At 46.3% G+C, this 24,586-nt stretch carries 19 protein-coding genes and 1 pseudogene; 3 read left to right on the top strand and 17 right to left on the bottom strand.

Annotated features, from left to right (window positions below; genetic code table 11):
• Positions 1–526: 526 nt before the first annotated feature.
• The 6 genes from GKG43_RS11070 to GKG43_RS11045 form a co-directional block, all read right to left on the bottom strand.
• A complete protein-coding gene (locus GKG43_RS11070; protein WP_129879104.1) occupies positions 527–1,558 on the bottom strand; it encodes a LacI family DNA-binding transcriptional regulator in 1,032 nt (343 codons plus the stop codon).
• Positions 1,559–1,693: 135 nt separating this feature from the next.
• The gene (gene malQ / locus GKG43_RS11065; RefSeq protein WP_050639556.1) at positions 1,694–3,175 is read right to left on the bottom strand and encodes a 4-alpha-glucanotransferase; all 1,482 of its coding nucleotides are present in this window, start codon (positions 3,173–3,175) and stop codon (positions 1,694–1,696) included.
• A gap of 17 nt (positions 3,176–3,192) precedes the next feature.
• A complete protein-coding gene (locus GKG43_RS11060; protein WP_025656881.1) occupies positions 3,193–4,065 on the bottom strand; it encodes a carbohydrate ABC transporter permease in 873 nt (290 codons plus the stop codon).
• On the bottom strand, positions 4,065–4,907 hold the full coding sequence (locus tag GKG43_RS11055; protein ID WP_055152022.1) for a sugar ABC transporter permease: 843 nt from the start codon (positions 4,905–4,907) through the stop codon (positions 4,065–4,067). Before GKG43_RS11055 ends, GKG43_RS11060 begins: the two co-directional genes overlap by 1 nt.
• Positions 4,908–4,976: 69 nt before the next feature.
• Complete coding sequence (locus GKG43_RS11050; protein ID WP_055152019.1) at positions 4,977–6,338, bottom strand: ABC transporter substrate-binding protein; 1,362 nt, start codon at positions 6,336–6,338, stop codon at positions 4,977–4,979.
• Between the two features lie 345 nt (positions 6,339–6,683).
• Positions 6,684–8,936, bottom strand: a complete 2,253-nt coding sequence (locus GKG43_RS11045; RefSeq protein WP_050639553.1) for a glycogen/starch/alpha-glucan phosphorylase — start codon at positions 8,934–8,936, stop codon at positions 6,684–6,686.
• Positions 8,937–9,140: 204 nt separating this feature from the next.
• Between GKG43_RS11045 and GKG43_RS11040 the strand changes: the two genes are divergently transcribed.
• Entirely contained in the window at positions 9,141–10,025 is an 885-nt protein-coding gene (locus tag GKG43_RS11040; RefSeq protein WP_055152016.1) for an AraC family transcriptional regulator, read from the top strand.
• Between the two features lie 30 nt (positions 10,026–10,055).
• Here GKG43_RS11040 and GKG43_RS11035 read toward each other — a convergent pair whose 3' ends face one another.
• From GKG43_RS11035 to GKG43_RS11020, 4 genes are all read right to left on the bottom strand, one after another.
• Positions 10,056–10,886, bottom strand: a complete 831-nt coding sequence (locus GKG43_RS11035; RefSeq protein WP_050639551.1) for a PHP domain-containing protein — start codon at positions 10,884–10,886, stop codon at positions 10,056–10,058.
• Positions 10,887–11,037: 151 nt separating this feature from the next.
• A complete protein-coding gene (locus GKG43_RS11030) occupies positions 11,038–11,241 on the bottom strand; it encodes a hypothetical protein (RefSeq protein WP_050639550.1) in 204 nt (67 codons plus the stop codon).
• 131 nt (positions 11,242–11,372) lie between these two features.
• Positions 11,373–12,356: a DUF4203 domain-containing protein gene (locus GKG43_RS11025; protein ID WP_055152013.1), complete on the bottom strand. Its 984-nt coding sequence runs from the start codon at positions 12,354–12,356 to the stop codon at positions 11,373–11,375.
• Between the two features lie 30 nt (positions 12,357–12,386).
• Positions 12,387–13,388 carry a WYL domain-containing protein gene (locus GKG43_RS11020; protein ID WP_055152236.1) on the bottom strand — a complete coding sequence of 334 codons (1,002 nt, stop codon included), beginning with the start codon at positions 13,386–13,388 and terminating at the stop codon, positions 12,387–12,389.
• Between the two features lie 704 nt (positions 13,389–14,092).
• On the opposite strand from GKG43_RS11020, the gene asnA reads away from it, so the two are divergent.
• Positions 14,093–15,103: an aspartate--ammonia ligase gene (gene asnA, locus GKG43_RS11015; protein WP_050639547.1), complete on the top strand. Its 1,011-nt coding sequence runs from the start codon at positions 14,093–14,095 to the stop codon at positions 15,101–15,103.
• A 52-nt stretch (positions 15,104–15,155) separates the two neighbouring features.
• Here asnA and GKG43_RS11010 read toward each other — a convergent pair whose 3' ends face one another.
• The 6 genes and pseudogenes from GKG43_RS11010 to GKG43_RS10980 all read right to left on the bottom strand — a co-directional run bounded on the left by GKG43_RS11010 (position 15,156) and on the right by GKG43_RS10980 (position 22,497).
• The gene (locus tag GKG43_RS11010) at positions 15,156–15,767 is read right to left on the bottom strand and encodes a C39 family peptidase (protein ID WP_242857544.1); all 612 of its coding nucleotides are present in this window, start codon (positions 15,765–15,767) and stop codon (positions 15,156–15,158) included.
• Positions 15,760–17,289 carry a Na+/H+ antiporter NhaC family protein gene (locus GKG43_RS11005; RefSeq protein WP_050639546.1) on the bottom strand — a complete coding sequence of 510 codons (1,530 nt, stop codon included), beginning with the start codon at positions 17,287–17,289 and terminating at the stop codon, positions 15,760–15,762. The genes GKG43_RS11010 and GKG43_RS11005 overlap by 8 nt, the downstream gene beginning before the upstream one ends.
• Before the next feature lie 922 nt (positions 17,290–18,211).
• On the bottom strand, positions 18,212–19,087 hold the full coding sequence (locus GKG43_RS11000) for a ribokinase (protein ID WP_050639543.1): 876 nt from the start codon (positions 19,085–19,087) through the stop codon (positions 18,212–18,214).
• A gap of 123 nt (positions 19,088–19,210) precedes the next feature.
• Entirely contained in the window at positions 19,211–20,416 is a 1,206-nt protein-coding gene (locus tag GKG43_RS10995; protein ID WP_050639542.1) for a DUF6070 family protein, read from the bottom strand.
• 114 nt (positions 20,417–20,530) lie between these two features.
• Positions 20,531–21,583, bottom strand: a pseudogene (locus GKG43_RS23340) (DUF6070 family protein).
• A gap of 350 nt (positions 21,584–21,933) precedes the next feature.
• Complete coding sequence (locus tag GKG43_RS10980) at positions 21,934–22,497, bottom strand: DUF305 domain-containing protein (protein WP_050639540.1); 564 nt, start codon at positions 22,495–22,497, stop codon at positions 21,934–21,936.
• 193 nt (positions 22,498–22,690) lie between these two features.
• On the opposite strand from GKG43_RS10980, the gene GKG43_RS10975 reads away from it, so the two are divergent.
• The gene (locus GKG43_RS10975; RefSeq protein ID WP_129879101.1) at positions 22,691–23,614 is read left to right on the top strand and encodes a LysR family transcriptional regulator; all 924 of its coding nucleotides are present in this window, start codon (positions 22,691–22,693) and stop codon (positions 23,612–23,614) included.
• A 16-nt stretch (positions 23,615–23,630) separates the two neighbouring features.
• Here GKG43_RS10975 and metF read toward each other — a convergent pair whose 3' ends face one another.
• Complete coding sequence (metF, locus tag GKG43_RS10970) at positions 23,631–24,494, bottom strand: methylenetetrahydrofolate reductase [NAD(P)H] (RefSeq protein ID WP_129879100.1); 864 nt, start codon at positions 24,492–24,494, stop codon at positions 23,631–23,633.
• Positions 24,495–24,586: the final 92 nt, after the last annotated feature.

Below are 24,586 nucleotides of genomic sequence, written 5' to 3'. Positions count from 1 at the left end.
TGCAAAGCAAGCTTCTGCTTCCGCATTGATGAACCAGTCTGCCGTGGAACGGGACGGAGACGAGCCGGGAAGGGAGCGACGCGGGCAGTCGGAAGGGCAGATATGTCATTTCAATAATGCTAAAGCGGAGCTTAGAAATTCTTGGAGGGAAACAGCCGTGAAAATGGGGAGATTTTTTGATCCCGAATCAAAATCAGCTGACCCAGCGCGAGAAATTATCAAATTTCTCACGATGTGTCAGCTGTGCGGTTCTTTCTGAACATTGGGTAATGCAGGGTTTTTGAAAAAACAGCAGGAGCCTTAAGTCTGTGATAAATACAGACATAAAGCTCCTTTGCTATTTGACGCAATTATCATTCTATACCCGGAGTTCAGAAAGAACCGCTGTGCCCCATTTTCACGGCTGTTTGCCTCCTAGAATTTCTTAGCTCCGTGTCCGCATTATAAAATGACATATATGCCCTTCCGACTGCCCGCGTCTATCCCTTCCCGGCTCGTCTCCGTCCCGTTCCACGGCAGGCGTCCCTCACACCAATCCTCTGGTAGACTCCCGAACCAGCAATTCTCCCGGAAGCACAACCTTTTTATGCTGCCCGTTCTTCCGTATTATGTTAAACAGCAGATCGATCGTAACCTTCGCCATCTTCTCTACCGGTTGACGGATGGTCGTCAGTGTCGGAGTATAGTATGACCCGATCTCCAGACCGTCAAATCCCGCCACTGAACAGTCCTGCGGAATCCGGATACCGGTCTCTGTGAGTGCACGGCATGCCCCGATTGCAAGACTGTCAGCAATCGCATATACCGCAGTGAACTCCTGCTTTTTTGCCAGCAGGGACTTCATGAGACGGTAACCGGTCTTCATTGAATAGCTGTCCGTCACGTAGTCCATATGGCAGATCAGCGCTTCATCCGGCTGTATATGGTTGTCTTCCAGAGCCTTCAGATATCCCTCAAACCTAAGCTTACCAATGCTTTCATCCTCTTGATCCGCAGATATAATCGCAATCTTTTTGTGGCCCGCCCTGCACAGATAATCCGTCATCTTATAGCTCTCGGCATAATCATCCACCGACACGGAAGACCAGAGCGACCCCTCCTCAGTCTCTTCATTGACGATCCCGGAAGTGCTCAGGACAAAGGGGACATCCAGTTGTGCAAGATGCTCACTGGAGTGCGTAATAAAGCCGCCCAGGAAGATAATTCCCTTCAACTTTTTTTCTTTAACCAGCTCAATCGCCGCATCCAGTTCGTTCTCGTGTTCCTCCACCCTCTGCAGGATAAACGTATACTTCTTCCGCTGTGTTTCCTGTTCGATAATGCCTATCATGTCATTGAAGAAGGGATTCGTTATCCCTTTGACCAAAACTGCTATGGCTTTGGCATCGGAACGTTTCAGGTTCCTTGCACTGTTGTTGGGGATGTAATTATGCTCCTTAATCACCCGCATAACCATCTCTTTCGTCTCCGGATTGATATCCGGATGATTGTTGATTGCACGGGATACGGTGCTGACTCCAACCCCGCATATCCTGGCTATATCCTTAATTGTCTCCATGCTGATTCCTGCCCTTATTAAGTATTTTGGACATGCACGCTCCACCGGGCCAATTTTATTTTTATAGAAGTTTCTCTTCGGTATGCTGTCCTTTACGAGATAGAAGACCGTAACAGTTCCGACATGTCTAAACTGTTACAGACGACCGTACAGTTTCGTTATCTTACGTATCTCTTCTATAAGAGTATCATTTAACTCATCTTTTTTCAACCGCCATACCCAATTATTTCCCAGTGTCGAAGGTGTATTGATCCTTGCCTCACTGTCTCTGCAAAGATAATCCTGAACCGGTATCACACACAGCTGCGCCACACTGCCCATGGCCATGGCGATAAAGTCCCATGCCAGCTCATCTTCATCCAGCGCATGCTTGTGCAGATATTCTTTTGCAAAATCACGGCACTCCTTATCCACATGATGATACCAGCCCCGTGTTGTATCGTTGTCATGGGTCCCGGTATATACCACGCAGTTTGGGGTATATGTGTGCGGCAGATAGTTCGCCGATTCTCTGGAATCAAATGCAAACTGTATGACTTTCATTCCCGGAAAACCAGTGTCTTCCAAAAGCTTTAAGACACTGTCTGTTAAAAACCCCAGATCCTCCGCAATAATATTCAGTCTGCCAAGCTTCTCCTCCACTGCCCTGAAAAAACCGATTCCCGGCCCGGGCATCCATTTGCCGTTCACGGCGGTCTTCTCACCATAAGGAATCGCATAATATTCGTCAAATCCCCGGAAATGGTCGATACGGACGATATCGTACAGCCGGAAGCAGTAGGCGATTCTCCGCATCCACCAGGAATAACCAGTCTTTTTATGGTACTCCCAGTCATACAGCGGATTTCCCCACAGCTGCCCTGTGGCGGAGAATCCATCCGGCGGACAGCCTGCCACCGCGGTCGGCTCCTTATTATCATCAAACTGGAACAGCTCCGGAGCCGCCCAGGTATCAGCACTGTCAAACGCCACATAGATCGGAATATCACCGATGATCTCTATGCCATTTTCATTGGCATAGGCATGCAGCCGTTTCCACTGCCTGTTGAATTCAAACTGCTGGAAACGGTAGAAATCAATCTCTTCTGCCAGTTCCCCTCTGGCCTCCTCCAGGGCTTTCTCATCTCTGTCCCTGTAAGGAGCTTTCCATTCCCTCCAGCTGACACCGCCATGCTGGTTTTTCAGGGCCATAAACAGACAGTATTCGTCCAGCCATTCCCTGTTATCCTCCAGAAATGCATGGTACTCCCCACTCCTGCTGCCGTCAAACCTGCGGTACGCCTGCTCCAGGATTTTGAATTTGCCCAGATACAGCTTTTCATAATCTATACTGTCCTTCGTTTTCCCAAAATCATATGCTTTACATTCTTCCTCCGTCAGAAGTCCTTCCCGGATTAAAGTCTCCAAATCTATGAAATACGGATTTCCGGCAAATGTAGAGAAAGACTGGTACGGAGAATCTCCGTATCCGGTCGGCCCCAGCGGAAGAATCTGCCATTTACTCTGTCCCGCCTTTTTTAACTGATCCACAAACTCATAGGCTTCTTTTGAAAAACATCCAATCCCATACTCAGAAGGCAATGCGAAAACGGGTAATAAAATTCCACTTTCTCTCATCGCGTTTCCCCTTTCTGTTAACCTTTCACTGCCCCTGCAGCCACGCCTTTAATAATATATTTCTGGCAGAGCAGGTAGAATACGATGATCGGCAGGATTGCCAGAACCAGCATACCCATCATGGCTCCCATATCCACCGAACCATATCCGCCCCTGAGATACTGCACTGCGATCGGAATCGTCTGATAATCGCTTCCCAATACAAGCAGGGGAAGGAGATAATCATTCCATATCCACATCGCATTCAGAATTGCAACGGTGATTGCAGTTGGCTTTAGTACCGGCAGCACAATCCTGAAAAACGTCTGGATCGGCGTGCAGCCGTCGATCATCGCAGCCTCCTCCAGGGAAATCGGTATCGCCTTAATAAAACCTGCGAACATGAACACCGATAGTCCTGCACCGAACCCAACATATACAAAGATTATCCCAACCGGATTCCCCAGATTTAACGTATCCGTCACCTTGGACAGCGTAAACATCACCATCTGGAACGGTACAATCATAGCAAATACGAACAGATAATACAAGACCGTAGATATTTTACTTTTTACCCGCGTCAGCCACCATGCAGTCATTGCCGTCAGCAGTACGATCAGCAGCACCGAAAATACCGTTATGAAGATGGAATAACCGGCCGCCTTGATCAGTCCTGTTTTAGCCACGCCGTCAATATAGTTATTCAGGCCCACAAACGTATCGCTGCTGGGAAGCGCAAAAGGCTGATCACTGATATAAAGCTTACTCTTAAAGGAGTTGATAAATACCAGGATAATCGGGAATATAAATACCAGGGCCAGTACGGCAAAAATCACGGTCATCAAAGCCCCTGTGCCTTTTGATACTTCCATTGTCTGTACTTCTTCCTGTTTTCTCTTCTTTCCAGCCATTAGCTTTCCACCTCCTTATTTCTCGTAAAATAAAGCTGCGTCAGAGCCAGGATTCCTACTATTACAAAGAATATAACCGCCTTTGCCTGGCCTACGCCTTCCCAGCCGTTTCTATTATAGAAAGTCGTATAAATGTCCAGCGCCAGCATTGCCGTTTTCTTGGACGGAGCGCCTGCCGTCAGCGCCAGGTTCTGGTCAAAGAGCTTGAAGGAGTTGGTCAGAGTCAGAAACAGGCAGATCGTCACGGAGGACATCACCATCGGTATGGTCACCTTGAACAGCGCCTGCAGCTTTGTGGCCCCGTCAATCTTAGCGGCCTCCACCAGTTCTGTGGGGATATTCTGGATGCCCGCGATATAGATAATCATCATATATCCGATGAGCTGCCAGTTCATGAGAATAATCAGGCCCCAGAATCCGTATTTCGCATCTGTCGTTATAGTCACGCCGAATCTGGCAAGCACACCGTTGATCATCAGCTGCCAGATATAACCGAGCACGATACCGCCGATTAAGTTCGGCATGAAAAATGTAGTACGGAACAGATTTGTTCCCTTGATTCCTCTTGTCAGCGCATATGCAAAGATGAAGGCGATCACATTAATGCTGATGACAGAAACAATTGTAAACTTTACGGTAAACCAGAGGGCATTCAAAAAGTCTTTATTTGCAAATGCCTTCAGATAGTTATCTAATCCAACCCATCTTGCATTTGTCACTGTGGTAAATTTACAGAATGATAATCCAATACCAAGAACAAATGGAATCACGAAAAATAATGTAAATGCAATCAGTGTCGGAAGCACGAATATGCAAAAATATTTTTTATATGTCTTCTGCATAATACTCCTCCTGTTCTGTATTTGAGGGTGAGGCAGACCGATTTTCCGCACTCACCCTCCTTGTTTTCTTTATTCAGCTGTTGCTTCTTTTTCTGCTTTCCAGTCTTCGATACAATCTGTCACGACTGTATTCCATTCCTTATTGCCTGACGCATATTCCAGGAGTGATGCCCCAAGGTTGTCTTTGAATGTCTGGCTCGGGAATGTCTGGAAGTCCCAGGATACACTTGTCAGGTCGGGATTCTCCATATAGCGGATCACTTCCTGTGCCAGCGGGTCGGTCGGCTTCTGGTCGTCCTCAAAGGTGTTGAACGGTGTGATAAATCCCAGTTCATTTGTTACTTTGTCCTTGCCTTCATCTGAACTGAACAGCCACTGGATGAAGTCCAGAGACGCCTTCTGGTCTGCCTCAGAAGCCTCGCTGTTGATGCAGAAATAGTTCTCGCCACCTACGCATAAGCCCTGTTTCTCTTCTCCTTTGATGCCTGTATAAATCGGAAGATATTTAATCTTATCTTCTTTTACCGTATTACCGTCAACGCCGCTGATGTCTCCCCAGGCCCAGTTACCGTTCTGCACCATCGCTGCTTTTCCAAGCGCAAATTCAGCCATGGAATCAGAAACGGTCTTAGAACCCAACATAGCCGGCTCTGTAACGGAATTATTCAGATAAAGATCAAAAATATTCTTGAACTCTTCGTTATATTCAAAAGTAATCTCTTTCTCATCTTTCACCTTTTTATCCTGGTACTCATAATAGATCGGAAGGTTCATCAGATGTGTCTGCCATCTCCAGTCCTCGCCAGGTGCAAAGGATGTGGAAGCAAATACGCCTTCAATTCCCAGCTGGTCTTTCTTGGCTGTCATGTCCTCGGTCACTTCTTTTAACTTCTCAAAATTGTTGATCTCTTCGATGGAAGAAACCTTCGCGCCGTCGAGAGCAAAGTATTTATCCATAATCTCTTCATTGTAGATGATGCCGTATCCTTCCACCGCGTATGGAATACCATATACGCCTCCGTCTTCACCCTTAATGGCCATATCCTTGTCATTCAGCCAGGAGTAAAGATCTGTATCGGACAGATCCATACAGTAGTCTTTCCAGTTTTGGTATCCCACTGGTCCATTGACCTGGAACAGCGTGGGGGCATCCTTCTTTGCAATCTCGGACTTCAGCGTCTGCTCATAGGTCCCGGAAGCCGCAGTCTGCACTTTTACCTGCACTCCGGTCTCCTCCGTATATGCTTTGGCAACTGCTTCCCACTGTTCTGCCTGCTCCGGCTTAAAGCTTAAATAATAGACAGAACCTTTATCATCTTTTTTGGATGAATCAGAGGATGCGGAATCTGTTTTATTGCTCCCGCATCCGGCTAAAAGGCCTGCAGTCATCGCTGCTGCCAGTGCTGCTGATAAAAACTTTTTCATCTTCATACTTACTTCTCCTTTTCTGAATAAACTTTTTCTTGTTTCCTTATGTTTTGGAATCGTTGTCGGTATCGATCTCGGTAACGTTTCCAATCCTGGTATTAAATATACACCTGCCACATCATAATTGCAATCCCAGAATTAAGATTCTGTAATTTCTCACAGTTTTTTCTTACGTATTTTGTGCAATTTGTACAGGTGTATTGAGATTCGGGACGGGCCTCCGCCGCAAGGCTCCGCCCCTAACTGTCTTCTTGTTATAACATCGCTTTGCGGTGCACTGTGTCCCCAGTCATTAGAGCAGATACGGTGCAATGCCAGGCTGTTTTCTGAAGCCAGTATTATACCTTTTTATAGTTTCCAGATATCTCTATTATATTCCTCTATTGTCCTGTCTGAGGAGAAATATCCCGCCTTTGCAATATTTACCAGCATCTTCTTCGCCCACTCGGTCCTGTTCTCATAGGCTTTGAGCGCTTCCTCTTTTTTCTTCACATACTCTTTGAAGTCCAGAAGCGTCATGAACCAGTCCTTGCTCATCAGTTCTTTCTGCAGGCGCTTTAAGTTTTCCTCATTCCCCACCGCCAGCATTTTTTTGCTGGTGATAAAGTCCACGGCCGCCTTGATATCCTTATCTTTTTCATAGAAATCCCGGGACACATAGTCTGCCTTTGCATAGTGTTCAATGACTTCATCGCTGGATGCTCCGAATACAAAGATATTATCATCTCCCACCAGCTCATGGATTTCCACATTAGCCCCGTCTTCCGTGCCCAGTGTAACAGCTCCGTTCAGCATGAACTTCATATTACCGGTGCCGCTGGCCTCCTTGGATGCCAGGGAAATCTGCTCGGAAATATCACAGGCAGGGATCAGTTTTTCCGCTTTCGTCACGTTATAATTTTCTACCATAACCACCTGGAGATAAGGGCTTACCTCTTTATCCTTGTTGATGATCTCCTGCAGACATAAAATCATATGGATGATATCCTTTGCAATTACATAGGCCGGCGCGGCTTTTGCCCCGAAGATGACGGTAATCGGAGTGGACGGCCGTCTGCCCGCTTTGATTTCCAGATATTTATGGATCACATACAGGGCATTCATCTGCTGGCGCTTGTATTCGTGGAGACGTTTTACCTGGATATCAAAGATAGAATCCGGATTCAGTTCAAGCCCCTGGGTATCTCTCAGATAACCGCAGAGAACCTTCTTATTCTCCTTCTTTATTTCCAGGAGACGGCTCAGTACATTCTTATCCCCGCGGTAATTCATCAGCTTTTCCAGCTGTTTTGCATCAGAACGGTATCCCGTACCCACGATAAAATCAAGCATTTCGGTAAGCTGCGGATTGCAGTGAAGCAGCCATCTTCTGAATGTAATTCCGTTCGTTTTATTATTGAATTTTTCCGGATAAATCTTATAAAAATGATTCAGCTCATTGTCTTTGAGAATCTCCGTGTGCAGAGATGCAACCCCATTCACACTGAATCCGTAATGGATATCGATATGAGCCATATGGACCGTATCATTTCTGTCTATAACAGCCACGCTCTCATCTGCATACTTTCTTCTCACCTTATCGTCCAGCACTTCGATGATGGGGACCAGCTGGGGCACCACCTTTTTCAGATAATCCACCGGCCATTTCTCCAGTGCCTCTGCCAAAATTGTATGGTTCGTGTAGGCACAGGTGCGTGAAACAACATCGATGGCCTCATCCATCTCCAGCCCCCGCTCCATAAGCAGCCGGATCAGCTCCGGAATCACCATTGTCGGATGCGTATCGTTGATCTGTATGACCGCGTAATCCGGCAGGTCATAGAGTCTGCAGCCTTTTGCCACACATTCATCCAGAATAAGCCTTGCACCGTTGCTGACCATAAAATACTGCTGATAAATCCGCAGCAGGCGTCCATCCTCATCACTGTCGTCCGGATACAAAAACAGAGTCAGATTCCTGGCGATGTCCTTCTTATCAAATTCAATCCCCTCCTCCACAATACTCTCATCTACAGTCTCTACATCAAAGAGATGCAGCTTATTTGTGATATTGTTGTATCCCGTAACTTCGATATCATACATTCTGGAATTCAGGGTCATTCCCCTAAAGCTGACCGGATAGGACACATCCGTTTTAGTCAGCCAACTCTGCTTCTCAATCCATGGATTCGGGGTCTCTTTCTGCAGTTCCTCCTTAAACTCCTGTTTAAACAGGCCGAAATGATAATTTAGGCCAATTCCGTCCCCGTTCAGCCCCAGTGTAGCGATCGAGTCCAGAAAACAGGCCGCCAGCCTTCCAAGCCCCCCATTTCCCAGGGATGGCTCAGACTCGATTTCTTCGATCTCACAGATGTCTCTGCCGTTTCCCGCGAGAACATCCCGGACCTCATTGTAGATACCCAGATTGATCATATTGTTGGAGAGTAATTTTCCAATTAAAAATTCAGCAGAAATATAATAGAGCTTCTTTTTGCCGCCGTTTTTCTCTTTTTGCCGGGCCATTTCCTGCACGATCTCCAGAAGTGCGAAATAGATCTCCTCGTTAGAAGCTTCTGAAATCCCTTTCCCCAGCTTCTGTGTCATTGTATCCTGTATACTCATAATATTACTCCTTTCATAAAAACTCTAATTGGCCTTACATTAAGTCTATGTCAGAAACAGTCCAGGAAGGCCTGAACTGTCATCTATGTTATGCATTTTAATACGATTCCTGTTCATTTTCTTGCAAAATACTCTTAAATTATAGTACAATACTATCATTCTTTTATAACTCACCTACATTGCTACAGAAAGCGAGGCACCGTTTTGAATCTCACGGAGTACCAGAATTACCATGAAACCAAATCCCATACAAATGCTGATTTTCCTTATAATACTTATCTATGTTCCATTCCGCTTGATTTTATACAAGTTCCGCTCCACTGGCACGAAGAAATTGAGTTTATTGTTATAAAAAAGGGACAGGGCCTGGTATCTGTTAACCTTCAGACCCGGGAAATAACCGCCGGAGATATCGTCTTCATCCTTCCCGGCCAGCTCCACTCGATCCGGCAGAAAGACGGATGCAGCATGGAGTACGAAAATATTCTGTTTAAGCCTGCGCTGCTGGTGTCAGATAGCAGCGATCTTTGTACCACACAGTTTCTGCAGCCTCTGCTGAGTGCAGAACGTGCCGTCCTCACCTTCCTCACCCCCTCCTGTTTAGCATATGCGGATCTTGCCGGCTGCATCAGCCATATTGATGACTTATGCGCCGCCCGGCCGGAGGGATACCAGCTGGCGGTGAAAGGATATCTCTTCCAGTTCTTTTTTCTGCTGGTCTCCTCACAGACAAACAGAGATTCCGCCGCAAAAATCAAGGCGAAATCTCTGGAAAAATTAAAAACGATTTTGAAATATGTTGAAGAACACTATGCCGATACGATCACGATAGCGGATATGGCCGCCCTTACTTTTTACAGCAAATCCCACTTTATGAAATTCTTTAAGGACCACATGGATATGGGGTTCACAGAATATCTGAACGACTACCGCCTCAGCATGGCCGCCCGGCTGCTTGCCGCCTCCGGCTTATCTGTACTGGAGATTGCCACAAGGACGGGTTTTGACAATCTCTCCTACTTTAACCGGCTTTTTAAACGCAAATATGGGCAGACCCCCAGAGAATACAGAAAGACCCTAACAGATTAGGCAAACCTGAACTGTCACAAAAGCTGCCGTTTATGACAGCTTTTGTTCTCCTGTATAGTACATTTCAATCGGATCTATGGGATCGATGGGGTTCTCTACCTCCATCTTCTCTTTCCTTCCGTGGCGTTTGAGAAGTTCTCCGCCTTTGTTGTAAAACCAGAAAGAGTAGACAAGCACTTTATTGACCTTCCCGATCCGGTCTTTTGTCGTCTTCTCATACAGCGTTCCTCCGGTCTCCAGCTTTGTCTTTTTATGGATCATGGAGATCAGTTCCGTCTCACAGTTCACCGGCTCGGGCAGAATGGTATAGGCCCGTCCCACACAGCCCGGCTTATGGGAATCGCTTCCACCTACCGTAACCTTGCCATACTTTTCGGCCAGCTTCCGGGCACCTGCATTGGATGCCTCGGATTCACAGGAATTAAATACTTCCACAAAATCAAAACGCTTCATCACTTCCGGGTTCGTATAAAATCTCTTTGTATTCGTAATGCTCAGATACTTCTCGCCGCATGGGTGCGCAGGCCCGAGAATCCCGCCGTTGCGGTGCACCAGGTCGATCAGGACGGATACGGGCATGCCGCGCATCTCCAGCAGTCTCATCTTAACCCCCTCCGGCATGATAACCAGGATGTGTCCGGCATCCCTTGTGTCATACTCGATTCCCTTCAGTACAATAAAATCGGTATGGATCTTCCCCTTCATGTGATGTTTCCAGTAGCGGTATCCCTTATAAGTATTGTGATCTGTCACCACCATACCCTGAAACCCTTTGCTCTTTAGAATCGTAATGTATTCATCCAAGCTTACTTTGCTGTCTATAGAACCTTCCTTTACATGGCAGTGCATATCAATCTTCATAAGTAAGCCCCCTTTTTTAGTTTATATATTTATATGTATTATACAACTTTGTCAGAGGGCTGGCAATAAATTCACAGTCTTTTCATCTGCCGCATTTTTTACCGTCATGTGCTTTCCTTTATTTCAGGGGGTTTACGATTTAGTTTTATATTTATTTAATATTCTGTCCATTTTCCTGCCGTTCTATCTTTCCAACTATATCCACTATGGCCAGGATACTTCCGATCCATCCAAATATATAAACATATCCCGGAACCTGAACCTCGGTAAAACAATATAATACGGCCATAATCAACAGTACAGCCGCTCCGATTCCCATGACAGCTCCGCTCAGCAATGATTTTCTTAATGACATAAAAACACACCTCTCTCTCATATGAATCCATCATATCAGAAAGGGTGTGTCATAAAACGGACTTTACTTTTTTATTTCAAATCATTTTACACTAATTTTAAACTATTGTAATTGGAACTAAAAGTATATTATTATCTCATTGTCTCTTTATCATCGTCCAGATCCAGAATAGTAATATCATCATCCATGTCTCCGTCCAAATACTCCTCATCACCAGGAAGATCTTCGTCGTCCAGATACTCTTCCTCATCCAGCAGATCATCGTCTTCCATAAATTCTTCTTCATTCAGGAACGCTTCGTCTGCATCTGCTTCGTTCTCTGCCTCCACAGCCGCTTTACTGGCAGCAGCCCCTGCTGCAGCTGCCGCACCGGCAGCAGGATTCTTCTTTTTGACAGGCTCTGTACTGTCCAGATTGTCGATCATTGCCCTTGCCTTGTCCACTTCATTGGCAGTAGAATGCTTTTTCCTTATCTCTTCCGCTTTTTTCAGATGAAGTCTTTTGCGCTTTTTGGATTCCAGTAAGAACTGTACGATCACACCCAGAATAACCAGAACCGCAATCGCCGCAATCCGCACAATCTCATTTTCCAGAGGAAGCAACCCATAGACCGCCTGTCCCGCAGTAAATCCGCCGAACAGTGAAGTAACTACCATCGTGACCGGCTCCGCGAACTTCAGGGTAATCAATCCGATCACCAGGCCGATTCCAACACAAACAAGCGTATAGATCCAATCCGCCGGCTGTATAAAGTAGGCACTGGCCACGGTTCCCAGGAACCACCCGACAACAAAGACCCCCGCCAGATAAAACCGCGCTCCCAGAACTGCCAGAATAATACCTGCAACAAGGCCTATAATCCAGGCAATATTATCACTGACGTTAAAGTAATAGGCCGCATAAGTACCGCCTGTCACTCCGATCACCAGGCCAAAGAAAGCAGCCCAGAAACGGACCATCTTCAGCCCAAAGAAACAGAAGAGCAGGCCAATAGCTGCAAACACGGCCAGAGTAATCATATCCTCCGGCGTCAGGTTCCGCCCCTTCGTTGTCAATGCCGTCAGGCCGCCGTTGATCTCGACCTGCAGTCGTTGAAATATTAAGTTTACTTCCATTTTGTAAATCTCCTTATCCCTTGTTAATATTTACCTTTGTTCCCCGCTGTCATATACCTCCGAGATCTCCCGCAGCAGAGTCAGATATGCATCCGCCACATGCGCCGGTGAAAGAATCCTTACATCCTTCCCAAGTCCCGTCAGCCATCCAAAAAACGGATCGCTCACCGCCACTTCGACCCTGGCGATAAAATGCTGCTCACCATCCGGCCTCACAGATACATCTTTCCCAAATCTGTCAATGACAACACCTATGTATTTATTATGAAATCTGATACGTAAGGTCTCCTCCTCCCCACCAAACATACCAAATGTTTTTTTCGCATAATGGGCCAGATCAAACCGGCCAAACTCCTCCCTGCCAGACCTTGGCTCCTCCAAAAGCTCGATCTCCAGCATCTTATCCACTCTGAAATGCTTCAGCATCCCCGCATCCATATCGAATCCGATGAGATAATAATTCTCGTCATCCCACGTCAGCGCCCACGGACTGACCTGATAGGGGCTGCCGTCCTTCTTCAGACGGATGGTTTTGTCAATCGTCCACTCAAAATACTTGAAAAGAATCTGCTGGTTCGAAGCAATTGCCGCGTGCAGCTTGTCTATATTATAATAGATACTTTCATTCATCGCCTTGATCCTGTTGGTTACCACGACCTGGCGCTGCAGCTGTTTCGCCTCATGGCGGCTGGCCAGCCCTTCAATCTTGTGGATCAGGCTGTGTGATTTCTTCTCAGTGATAAATCTGGAGGACTGGACTGCATCTACTAAAAGTTTCAGCTCTGCCAGTTCAAATTCATGTCCTGCCAGATAGTAGCCTTCCGGCCGCTCCTTTCTGTACGCAATGTCCAGGCCAAACCTTTTCAGCGATTCTATATCACTGTACAGGCTCTTTCTCTCTGTCTGGATTCCATACTCTCCAAGCTTTTCCTCCAGCTGTTTTCTTGATAATGGATGATCTGCATCTGTTTCTTCCAGAAACAGCCTCATCAGATACAGGATTTTCTCCTTTTGGTTGCAAGATTTTGCCATAATATTCTCCCCTGTATAATCCCACATTTTAGGGTATGTTTGAAAATTCATTGCCGCAAAAGCCACTCCATTTTGCAACCATGAATCTTAAACACGTCCAAACCTGTACCTATCTTATTTTAACAACATTCCTTAAAATATACAATATAAAGATGGATGCTAACCTAATAATGATTAACACCCATCTCTATTCTGATATCTCTATCATTCTTTTTTTACCTCTTTCTCTATCTTTTGATAGGGTTTGGTTTTTAAATTAAGTATGCTGGCGGACCGTACCTCCTATTCTTAGACTTCCTTACCGGACTTAGATTCTCTGATCTTCTCTCCCTGATGGATTTTACTTCTCTCATAACTTTCTCGTCATTATGATAATTTCTCCATCTCTCTTTTCTAACCATTCACTGTGATCCGATAAGCTAAAACTGTATTGAGCTTTCATTTACGAAGAATTTTCCTCTTGTTTTACAAGATTACTTCTTCTTTTTAAATGATTGTTCAATCAGTTTTATTCTTGTTATAATAATAACATTTATCTCTTTCATTGTCAACATATTTTTAGTTATTTGTCATATAATCTTCCAATTATCTGTTAATTTATCATTCTTCACTCCTCATTGACTTCTTTATCATGAGAATGTAGAATAGGAATATCGGATTTTCAATAATATTAATGTATAGAAAATAACAAAGGAGTTTATATTATGGAACAATTGACAATTCCCCAGGGGTACCGCTCTCCCCTTACCATACGGGAAACCGAAGTCGCCATCAAAGAAATAAAAGACCATTTCGAGCGTTCACTGGCAAAGTCACTTCATTTAACCCGTGTGTCCGCACCGCTTTTTGTCCGCCCCGAATCCGGGCTGAATGACAACTTAAACGGCGTGGAACGTCCCGTTTCCTTCGGAATCAGGGAACAGGAGGATGCCCCCGCTGAGATCGTGCATTCTCTTGCAAAATGGAAAAGGTATGCACTGAAGCATTATGATTTTCATTCCGGAGAAGGGTTATACACGGATATGAGCGCGATCCGCAGGGATGAGGATACCGATAACATCCACTCCCTCTATGTGGACCAGTGGGACTGGGAAAAAATCATCTCGAAAGAAGAACGCAATACGGAAACGCTGGAATATACAGTTCGCAAAGTATACGGCGCATTGAAGGAGACAGAAGATTTCATTTCCAGGCGCTATAATTACATAGAGCCCCTGCTGCCGGATGATATTTACTTCATAACAGCCCAGGAGCTGGAAGAGATGTATCCGGGCAAGCCGCCGAAAGAAAGAGAACATTTGATCGCCAAGGCTAAAAAAGCCGTGTTTATTTCCCAGATCGGAAAGACACTGGCTTCCGGCCAAAAGCATGACGGCCGTGCCCCGGATTATGATGACTGGGAACTGAACGGGGATATCATCGTCTACTATCCGGTACTGGATATCGGTCTGGAACTTTCCTCCATGGGAATCCGTGTCGATGAGGACGCTTTGAGAAAGCAGTTAAAGCTTGCAGGCTGTGAAGATCGGGCCGAACTTTCTTTTCAGAAGGCGCTCCTTGCCGGAGAGCTTCCCTATACCGTGGGCGGCGGAATTGGGCAGTCCCGAATCTGTATGTATTATCTGCGCAAGGCCCACATCGGAGAGGTACAGTCTTCCATCTGGCCCGAAGATGTGCTGAACCTGGCTTTGGAGAACGGAATACAGCTTTTATAATTAGGAACAGGAGGGAATCTGAAGGCATACGCCGCAGATTCCCTCCTGTTTTCTATTCTACTCTCACTTTCCTAAGCCCCACAGCCATTGAATGCTGTGCCGCATGACGATCCTCCACTACATCTTTTGCATAGCGGATCACCCCATTATTGTCATAGGGATCATTAAAATAATATCCTTCCTCATCATAACCTACCAGCAGCATACAGTGCTCGTTGGATATCCAGGTAAACTCGCTGCCGCAGCCCCTTAGCTTCCAGCATGGGCCGGTAATTGGTTCACGCATGTTGATACATGCCCAGAAAACAACGGGCATTCCCTGGTCAATGTACATTTTCAGCAGTTTCTCAATCGGAGTCCCTGTCTCATCTATGACTTGGTAGGAATCTCCAACCGCTTTCTCCAGTGCATTTTTGATGACCGGCGCATAACAGCCAAAGGATTCTTCGTCATAAGGGCTTCCACAGAAGCATTCGTTAGGATTTGGTCCGTAAAGCTCTCCATCCTGCTCTTCCAGCTTCCCAAGCTCCAGATATTTTTCAATAAACTCGTCCACAGTTATAGAATACCCCAGATACTGGAGCAGCATAACTGCTGATACACTCTCACACCCTGTCGGGTATTTGACACTTTGGTCTATGTAAGGTACCTCAAGTTTAATCATCTGCATTCACCACATCGCATTTCGGCGTAAACTTTTTCATGAGTGACAAAACAATAAACAGAATTGCAAGGCTCAGCAACAACGTAATCCACCATACCTTTACAAATCCGGCAATAATATAACCAACCACGCAAACGATTGCAACAACCATCGCATACTGCATCTGCGTCGATACGTGATTGATATGATTGCTCTGTGCCCCTGCCGAGGACATAACTGTCGTATCTGAGATCGGAGAAATATGGTCTCCGCACACTGCGCCTGCCAGAACTGCAGATACAGCAATAACCATCATTTCCATATTATTAGCGGAAGAGAACATGGCAACAACGATCGGTACAAGGATTGCGAAAGTTCCCCAGGATGTTCCCGTAGAAAATGCCAGGAAAATTGCCACTGCAAACATAATTGCCGGGATTGCCACGCTTGCGGATGCATTTGCCCCTACTATACCGCCTACAAAATCAGCAATACCAAGCGCATCGCCCATTCCTTTCAGAGACCATGCAAAGATTAGAATCGCAACTGCCGGAATCATCAGCTTGAACCCTTCCACAAAACTGTCCATAAAGCCCCTGAATGTAATTACCTTTCGCGGCAGATATAAAAGAAGCATAAATATAATAGTCAGCATGGTCGCAAAGATCAGGCTTGTCTCCGCATCACATCCCGCAAATGCATCGACTACGCCCGTGGCGCCGCCCTGAAAACCGGTAAATATCATAGCCCCTATGGCCGAAATAATCAACACTACAACAGGAAGTACCAAATCAATAACTCTTCCCTTTGCAGAAGAAGTCTCCTCCTTGATCTGATCAAACTCTTCCGCACCTGTTGTAAACAAATCCCCTTTTGCCGCATTGTCCTCATGTTTCTTCATTAGGCCGAAATCAAAACCTGAGATGATAATAAAGAACACCATGGCAATCGTCAGCAATGCATATAAATTGTAAGGTATCGTTCTTAAGAACAACTGGAAACCTGTGATACCAGCATCCTCAGGAACATAAGAATTCACTGCTGCAGCCCAGCTTGAAATCGGAGCGATAATACAGACCGGCGCCGCTGTGGCATCAATGATATACGCCAGCTTAGCCCTGGAAACTTTATACCTGTCCGTTACCGGCCTCATAACAGAACCAACGGTCAGGCAGTTAAAATAATCGTCCACGAAAATCAGAAGACCCAGGCCCGATGTAGCAAGAAGCGCACTCTTCTTCGTCTTAATCTTGCTCCCCGCCCAGTTTCCATAGGCGGCAGACCCTCCTGATTTCGCCATCAACACGATAATCATACCAAGCAGTACATCGAATATCAGAATATTCAGATTCATACTGCTCTTCATGATATCAAAAAATGCAACAAAAGAATCCCACGGCTGGAACCCGGTGTACAGCAACGCTCCCACCGCAACACCGATGAATAAAGAGCTGTAAACCTCTTTTGTTACAAAAGCCAGAATAATGGCTAAAAGCGGCGGTACCAAAGACCACCATGTTCCGATAAACATTGAACCGTCCATAAATCAACCTCTCTCTCATTTTTATTCCTGTATCTTATTCCAAAGTTTTGCTCCTGCACCGCCCACAAGGTATAAATAACGGGATGTTCCTGTGGATACCTGATTCTGCAGTTCTGCTGAAGGCCCGTCCGCATGGCGCCAGGTGCGGGGTATCTCCATGGATACTTCACCGCACAGCCTCTCTCCCGGAAATATGTATGGCAGGCGTTCTCCGGGGCGAAAAAACGGGAAAATACAGATATGGACGCGTCTGCTTTTGCCGACACTATACTTATTTTATCGAATTAACGCGCAGAATACAATCTTTTTTTGTAATTTGTGCGGGAACCAGGCCCGCCTTTCACTTAGCTTGACGCATCCAATCGGTAGGAAAAGATCTCCCTGCCGGATGGGGCTTCTGGACGAGAGCAACGGATGCTGGTTGTAGGGGCCGGGCTGCATGAAAGGGGGAGTTTATCGGAATATAGCGTGCCCAGCAGTAACTCCTCTATTTTACTTCCTATGGGGGTATCGTATGCCCTTATCCAACTCCATCCGCTGCCCCGTCAGGTTGCCTCCATGGAGCGGGTTTTCCTGCGCCTTGATGAACGCAGCCTGTCTGTAACGGTACTCCTGCCGCAGCCCGGGAAACTTTCCTGCCCCTTTTGACGGCATAGAATGTGCCGTAGTATCACTAGATAAAAACCACACCGGATTGGGAGGCTAAATGCTGCTTCCGAAGCAGCATTTAAGGCGGCCTGAGCCGCGCAATTCATCAGAATTGCGGGGTGAATGCCGCCGGTGCCTCCCAATCCGGTGTGGTTTTTATCTAGTGATACTTGGCAAATGGGCTGCCGTCAGAAGGGGCAGGAAAGTTTCCCGGGCTGCGGCAGGAGTGCCGTTACAGACAGGCGACCTCTCAGCCGCTAATACCGCCTCCCCCTTAAACCACCACCTCTGCGCGTGCCGGGATGGAGGCAGCTGCCCCCGCCCTGGATACCGCGATTGAGGATGCTTTTGCCGCGAGTTTCAGCCCCTCGGACGGTTCCATTTTTTCTATGATGGATGTGATGAAATATCCGGTGAAGGTATCTCCGGCTGCGGTGGTGTCCACTGCTTTTACGGGGAAGATTGCCTGACGGCAGATGCTGTCACCGTCCTGGTAAACTGCGCCGTCGCCTCCGAGTGTGAGCACGGTTTTTACTGTGGGATACCGTTCTCTCAGCTCCTGCAGGATCTCTTCCGGCTCCTGCTTTCCTGTTACCTGTGCTCCTTCTATTTCGTTCATAAGGAACATGGACACTTTGGAATAGTCGCAGGTATCCAGGGCGCTGTTATATGGAGATGGATTCAAAATGATCATCATCTGTTTTGCATAGGCCTGGTCAATCATGTAGTCTACAAGGTTCACCTCATTCTGCAGCAATAGGATGTCCCCTTTGTCAAAATGTCCGAGTACTGTATCTATGTATTCTTTTGTCATCTTCTGGTTTGATCCGCCGTACAGGAGGATGCAGTTCTGGCCGTTTTTGTCAACCTGGATTATGGTATGTCCGCACGGTCCCTCCAGTTTTTGAATAAAGTCTGTGTGCACGCCCGCTTCTCTGCAGGTATCAATCAGAATCTCCCCGCCGTCTCCTACAAGTCCGGCATGATATACCTCTGCACCTGCCCTTGCAAGCGCGATGGACTGATTAAGCCCCTTGCCCCCGCAAAATGTCTCCATTCCATAAGAACTCAGCGTTTCACCTGGTAACACCATATGGTCAACCGAATAAACGTAGTCCAGATTTAAAGAACCTAAATTTAATACCTTCATGACTCCCTCACTTTCTTTGCCGGACTCCCGCCCGCCAATTTATTTCAGTATTTTACATATACAGATTATTATACAAAATCCGGCCCGCAAGTACAAGGACAGATATCCGAATATCCTATTATCTTATTCTCCTTTCCTTTTTATATATGGAGGGATTTTTTGATCCGGAGTTGGAAGGATGTGATTCGATACGTATTGAAACTTTTCATCTCTTTCCGGGCGTACAGTCACCTCATGTGTAAAGGCACAATCCGTATTTTCGTCTTCCCAGACGGCCTCCACTTTTAACGTAAGGGTGCCGTCCCCATTATCTCTGTATGAGGTCGTCTCCGGAACCGGCAGAATACAGGAAGGAAAGTCTCCCATACCGCGCACTTTCCACTTATAGCTCCCTTCATCTGCATCAAATGCTGACATGATTAGCAGTACCGCTTCATCTACCCGGAACCAGGGCTGCATCACTTCCGCAAATTCCTGCTGCGTTACACGTATTTCATCATCGTGTGCATCGGCCCGGCGGCCATGTTCTATCTCGTAAAGTTTTTCATACAAATCTTCAAAACTGAGTTCACCATAATCATTTTCTGACCAGTCTGTTAAAAACAGATTGTTGTCCTCATACCCTATCGGCAGAATGTATTTTCTGTTCAACTCCCGGCATTCCTGATCCAACGGTTCTATCCGCACTGCATGATGGCCGGTTGGACCGTCATAGCCCGGAGGCTGGTATTTTTCAAATAATAAATAACCTTTCTCTGTATAATTCCATGTACAGGCCGTAAATGTATCCAGATAAGAGGCAGCAGATGTGCCGTTTACCCAGGATACGGCATACCGATCTATCTTAAGTTCTTTTTTACCGGACTTAAGGCTGTACCAGATCAGGCCTCCGTCATCCAGCAGGCGCAGCAGGACTTTATCTCCGGCTTCCCCCTGTACCGCACGGGTACAGAAGTCTTGCATAGATTTAAAATTGTACATGTCCAGTTGATTGTCCCAATCCACGGCAGAATATCCAGCATCTCCAAGCTTTTTTAAGATCTTATCCTTCGTTGCCAGACTGTCCAGTGCCTGGCTGCTCCGTGCTTCCCTGTATATTTTTTCATACAGGCCGGCAGCATTTTCTGCCTCACGGAGAATCTCTTTGTCTTCCAGTTTCTTCCGGCCGTCTGGTTTTTCAGTTGTATCGTGCGTATCCACACCGGACTGAATCGGACTGCCTTCCAGGGCCGGCTCCATCTGTCCCTGACAGCCGGATAAGGAAAGTATAAAACCTGCCAATATAAACAGCCCACTTCTGCAGCATTTTTTTATTCTATTCTTTTTCATTATGCCTGCTCCTTTTTGTATCCACCCTGAGTATATCTAACGTGCAAGATTTCAGTTCCCGCCGCTATAGAAAGACCTGCCGCAGTTTAAACCAAATCAGCCTATTTTTTCCTTTTACTTATAGTCCATCCTTGGTATGTAGTCAGGAATCCTGTCTTTTCCGGCCTCCAGGATATGATTGCTCACATACTTCATATGTCCGCTTTCATCAGGCTTCATCGTCACTTCATGTGTAAATGCGGCGTCCTGCCCCTCCAGAATATATACTGCATCCACCACCAATGTCACCGTACCGCCCGGTTCATGCCTGACCTCTACAACCTCAGGTTCCTGTTGCGATTGATGCGACGTATTCCATAGTCCCACAGCCGTCCAGTCATAGCTTTTCTCTTCTTCATGATATCCCGGCATCTGCTGCAGCTTCTCCGCTGATATCGGTAACCAGGATGTTATTACGCTCTCATACAGTGCAGCGGGTACCTTTCCCGGACTCTGCCGGTCATCGTAGACCTGCCCATATTCCATCTCATATAAGGTATCAAATATATCATTGAACACAAGCTTATCCATGGTCTCCTCATCCCATTCCGTCAGGAAAAGATTGCTTGTTTTATATTTTACCGGCTAAATATATTTTCTGCAGTACTCCCTGCACTCCTCTGTAAGGGGCAGTACACGGTACATGCTGTGCATGTCCAGTTCATGGTTTTTGGACTTCGCTTTCTCCAGCATAAGCCAGCCCTTTTCCGTATATCTCCAGTCATACATCCGAACCTTTTCCATATAGGAAATGTTCGCATCCCTGCCTTTTTCCCACGCTGCCGAAGCATAGGTCATCACCAGCTCACCTGCATCAAATTCCAACTGCCTCCACTCAAATGTCCCGCTTTTGGTGACAGTAAAAAACTCCGTTGATACTGACTTTCCCTGCTCTGCCTGCCTCAGCGCTTCATCCAAAGCTTCTGCGCCCTGCATATTAAAGTCATTGGAACTGCATGCCGAAGCATATCCCTGGCCGGCAAGGCAGACTGCCAGCCGGTGCATATCCTCCTCCTTCAGCACAACATTATCTGCACTGCCCTTATCCACACTTTGGTAAATATCACCGCAGCCTGCCACTGCCTGCAGGACCGTCTCACGTATCCTGCTCTTCTCTTCTTCGCCCATCGTAATCAGGACCGGTTCCATATTCTCTGTGCTCTCCCGCTCATCCGGGCGAAGCATCCTTACATCAATCGTCTCTTCCTCCCCAGAATCCGGTTCCCGTTGTGCTTTTCCCATGCCCCAGACCAGCATAATGCCCGCAAAGGCTAATATCACCATTATAAAAATAACTGCTACTGTTCTTTTACTCATGCCGCCTCCTTAATCTTACAATTGTAGGATTTCATAATTTTACACCTCTGTCCTGCAAAAGTCAAGGGCAGCATAAAAGGGAGATTCCAAGATACGCGGCATGGTCTGACAGTAACCATATAATCCCCGCGGCCGGAATCCCCCTTTACACTTTGTTAAATTCAGATACATCGGAGCAGCCGCTCCATCTTATTTACACCCTCCCGCTGTGATGTTATGATTGCCTGCAGGATGGGAACCAGCTCCGGACAGATATCGAAGCGAAGTACATTCTGAGACATTTGAATCGCGCCCTGGTGGTGTGGGATCATTTCACGCATGAAATCAGCATTGATGTTATTGGCTGCACAGGCATTTTCCATTTGGCTGAACATCGTCTGCGTAATCTGCTGAAAGGCATTTTGATATAAGCATATATCCTGCTGTGAATTCTGCACTTTACTGCAGCACTGAAGTATATTCTGCATATTCCCGATGCTTTTTGTCTGTTCTTCTATGATATTTAGGGCAATGTCCTGTAACGGCACGCAAGTGGTATACTGCAGCAGATTATGTGACATTTCAATTGCTGCTCTGTGGTGCGGAATCATCTGAACGATGAAGTTATGCGAAAGACTGTCCGTAAGCGCTGCTCCTGTCATATTCTCAATCATTTCCTCCAATATCCCGTAAAAGCAGCAGAGGTATGATTTTGTAACATTACTGAATCTTTGCTGATCCTGCATAATTTATTCTCCTCTATGATGGCCTGATCTCGTTCACTTATGCTATTTTATGCGTAAGAACACAGTTTGGTTCCGGAGACTCAACATATGTGATTCTGTAAAAATGCTTCAGGAGCCCCAGCCACCGGCATAGCAGACTCCCTTGTGTTTTCCTTCATTATGTTTTAGAATATTCTCAATATGAGGTGATATTATGACAATTCAACAGTTAAAATACATAATTAAAATTGTAGAATGCGGCTCCATTACGGAAGCCGCACGGCAGCTTTTTATTTCGCAGCCCAGTCTGTCTGCTGCCGTGAAAGAACTGGAACAGGAATATGGCATCGAGATATTTTACCGCACGCCTAAAGGGATCTCTTTATCCGCAGACGGCACGGAGTTTCTCTCCTATGCACGGCAGATTATCGAACAAACGGAATTGATGGAATTAAGATATACAGACAGGAAGCCGGCTAAGCAGCTCTGCTCCGTATCCACGCAGCATTATGCCTTTGCAGTCAACGCTTTTGTTAATCTGATTGCGTCTCTGGATGCGGAGGAATATGAATTTACACTGCGTGAGACGAGAACTTATGAGATTATCGAGGATGTAGCCAATTACCGGAGTGAGGTAGGTGTTCTTTATTTCAGTGACTTCAATCAAAAAGTATTGCAGAAGCTGCTCAGGGAAAACCATCTAGAATTTACACCGCTTTTCCATGCCCATCCCCATGTATTTGTCAGCGCTGCCCATCCGCTTGCTAAAGCAGTAGAGGTCACTTTGGAAGACCTGGAGCCCTATCCTTTCCTGACATTTGAACAGGGAACATACAACTCCTTCTATTTTTCGGAAGAGATTCTAAGTACGGAACCCCGCCGGAAAATCATCCATGTCAGCGACAGGGCAACTCTGTTCAACCTGCTGATCGGACTCAACGGCTATACGATCTGTACCGGCGTGCTGAGCAGTGATTTAAACGGTGATCATATCGTTTCTGTCAAATTAAAAACCGGGGAAATCATGCGTGTCGGCCTCATCACAAACAAGAAGGCGCCCTTAAGCTCTGCCTCCAAAAAATATATCGCAGAGTTGAAAAAACTGATCGGGGAATACGGATATCCTGTGTTGCAGTAGCCGCTGTATCTTCTTTCTATGCTGCAAGCACCCGGTGTACCGCTTCATATATCTTTGCGGCTATGTAAGGATTATTCATGGTATACAAATGAATCCCGTCGACGCCCTGTGCCGTCAGATCTATGATCTGGTCTGCCGCGTAGGCGATACCCGCATCGCGCATTGCTTCCGGATTATGCTCGTAGCGCTCCATCATTGCGGTAAACTTGCGGGGCAGATGCACACCGCACAGCGATACCATGCGCTCGATCTGTTTTTTATTGACAACCGGCATGATTCCGGCTTGTATTGGTACATGGATTCCGGCCAGAAAACATCTTTCCCTGAATCTGTAAAAATAATCATTGTCAAAAAACAGCTGTGTGATCAGCTGATCTGCACCGGCATCTACTTTTGTTTTCAGGTTACGGATGTCCGCTGCAATATTTTCTGATTCTGTGTGCCCCTCCGGATAACAGGCCGCTATCACGTTCAAGCTGCAGCGTTCCCGGATGAAAGCGATCAGCTCGCCGGCATACCGGAAGTCTCCGCTCATCTCTCCGTCCTTTGGGATATCGCCCCGAAGAGCCAGTATATTTTCTATCCCTGCCTCCTTAAAATGCCGGATCTGCGATAAGACATCCTCTTTGCTCAGGCCAATACACGGCAGATGCGCCACACTCTCGATGTGGTAATTATTCTTAACGGCCGATGCGATCTCAAGAGTTGCCTTGCAGTTCTCGCTCCCTCCCGCCCCATACGTAACACTGATAAAATCCGGATGCAGCTTCTGCAATTCCTCAAGGGTACTGTATATGGTGTCTACTGCCCCCGTCCGTTTCGGTGGAAAAACCTCAAAAGACAAAACGGTATGTTCTTTAAATATTTCTGTTGTTTTCATGGCTGATTTTCCTTTCCCTAGTAGTGTGAAAAGAGTATAACATGAAAAGAATGTTATCAGGTAATATGCATTTTATATAGATTGGCATAGAA

Source organism: Eubacterium sp. BIOML-A2, from assembly GCF_009680135.1.
In the GTDB taxonomy this organism is placed as follows: domain Bacteria; phylum Bacillota; class Clostridia; order Lachnospirales; family Lachnospiraceae; genus Faecalicatena; species Faecalicatena contortus_B.
This window is presented reverse-complemented; position numbering and strand designations above follow the sequence as displayed.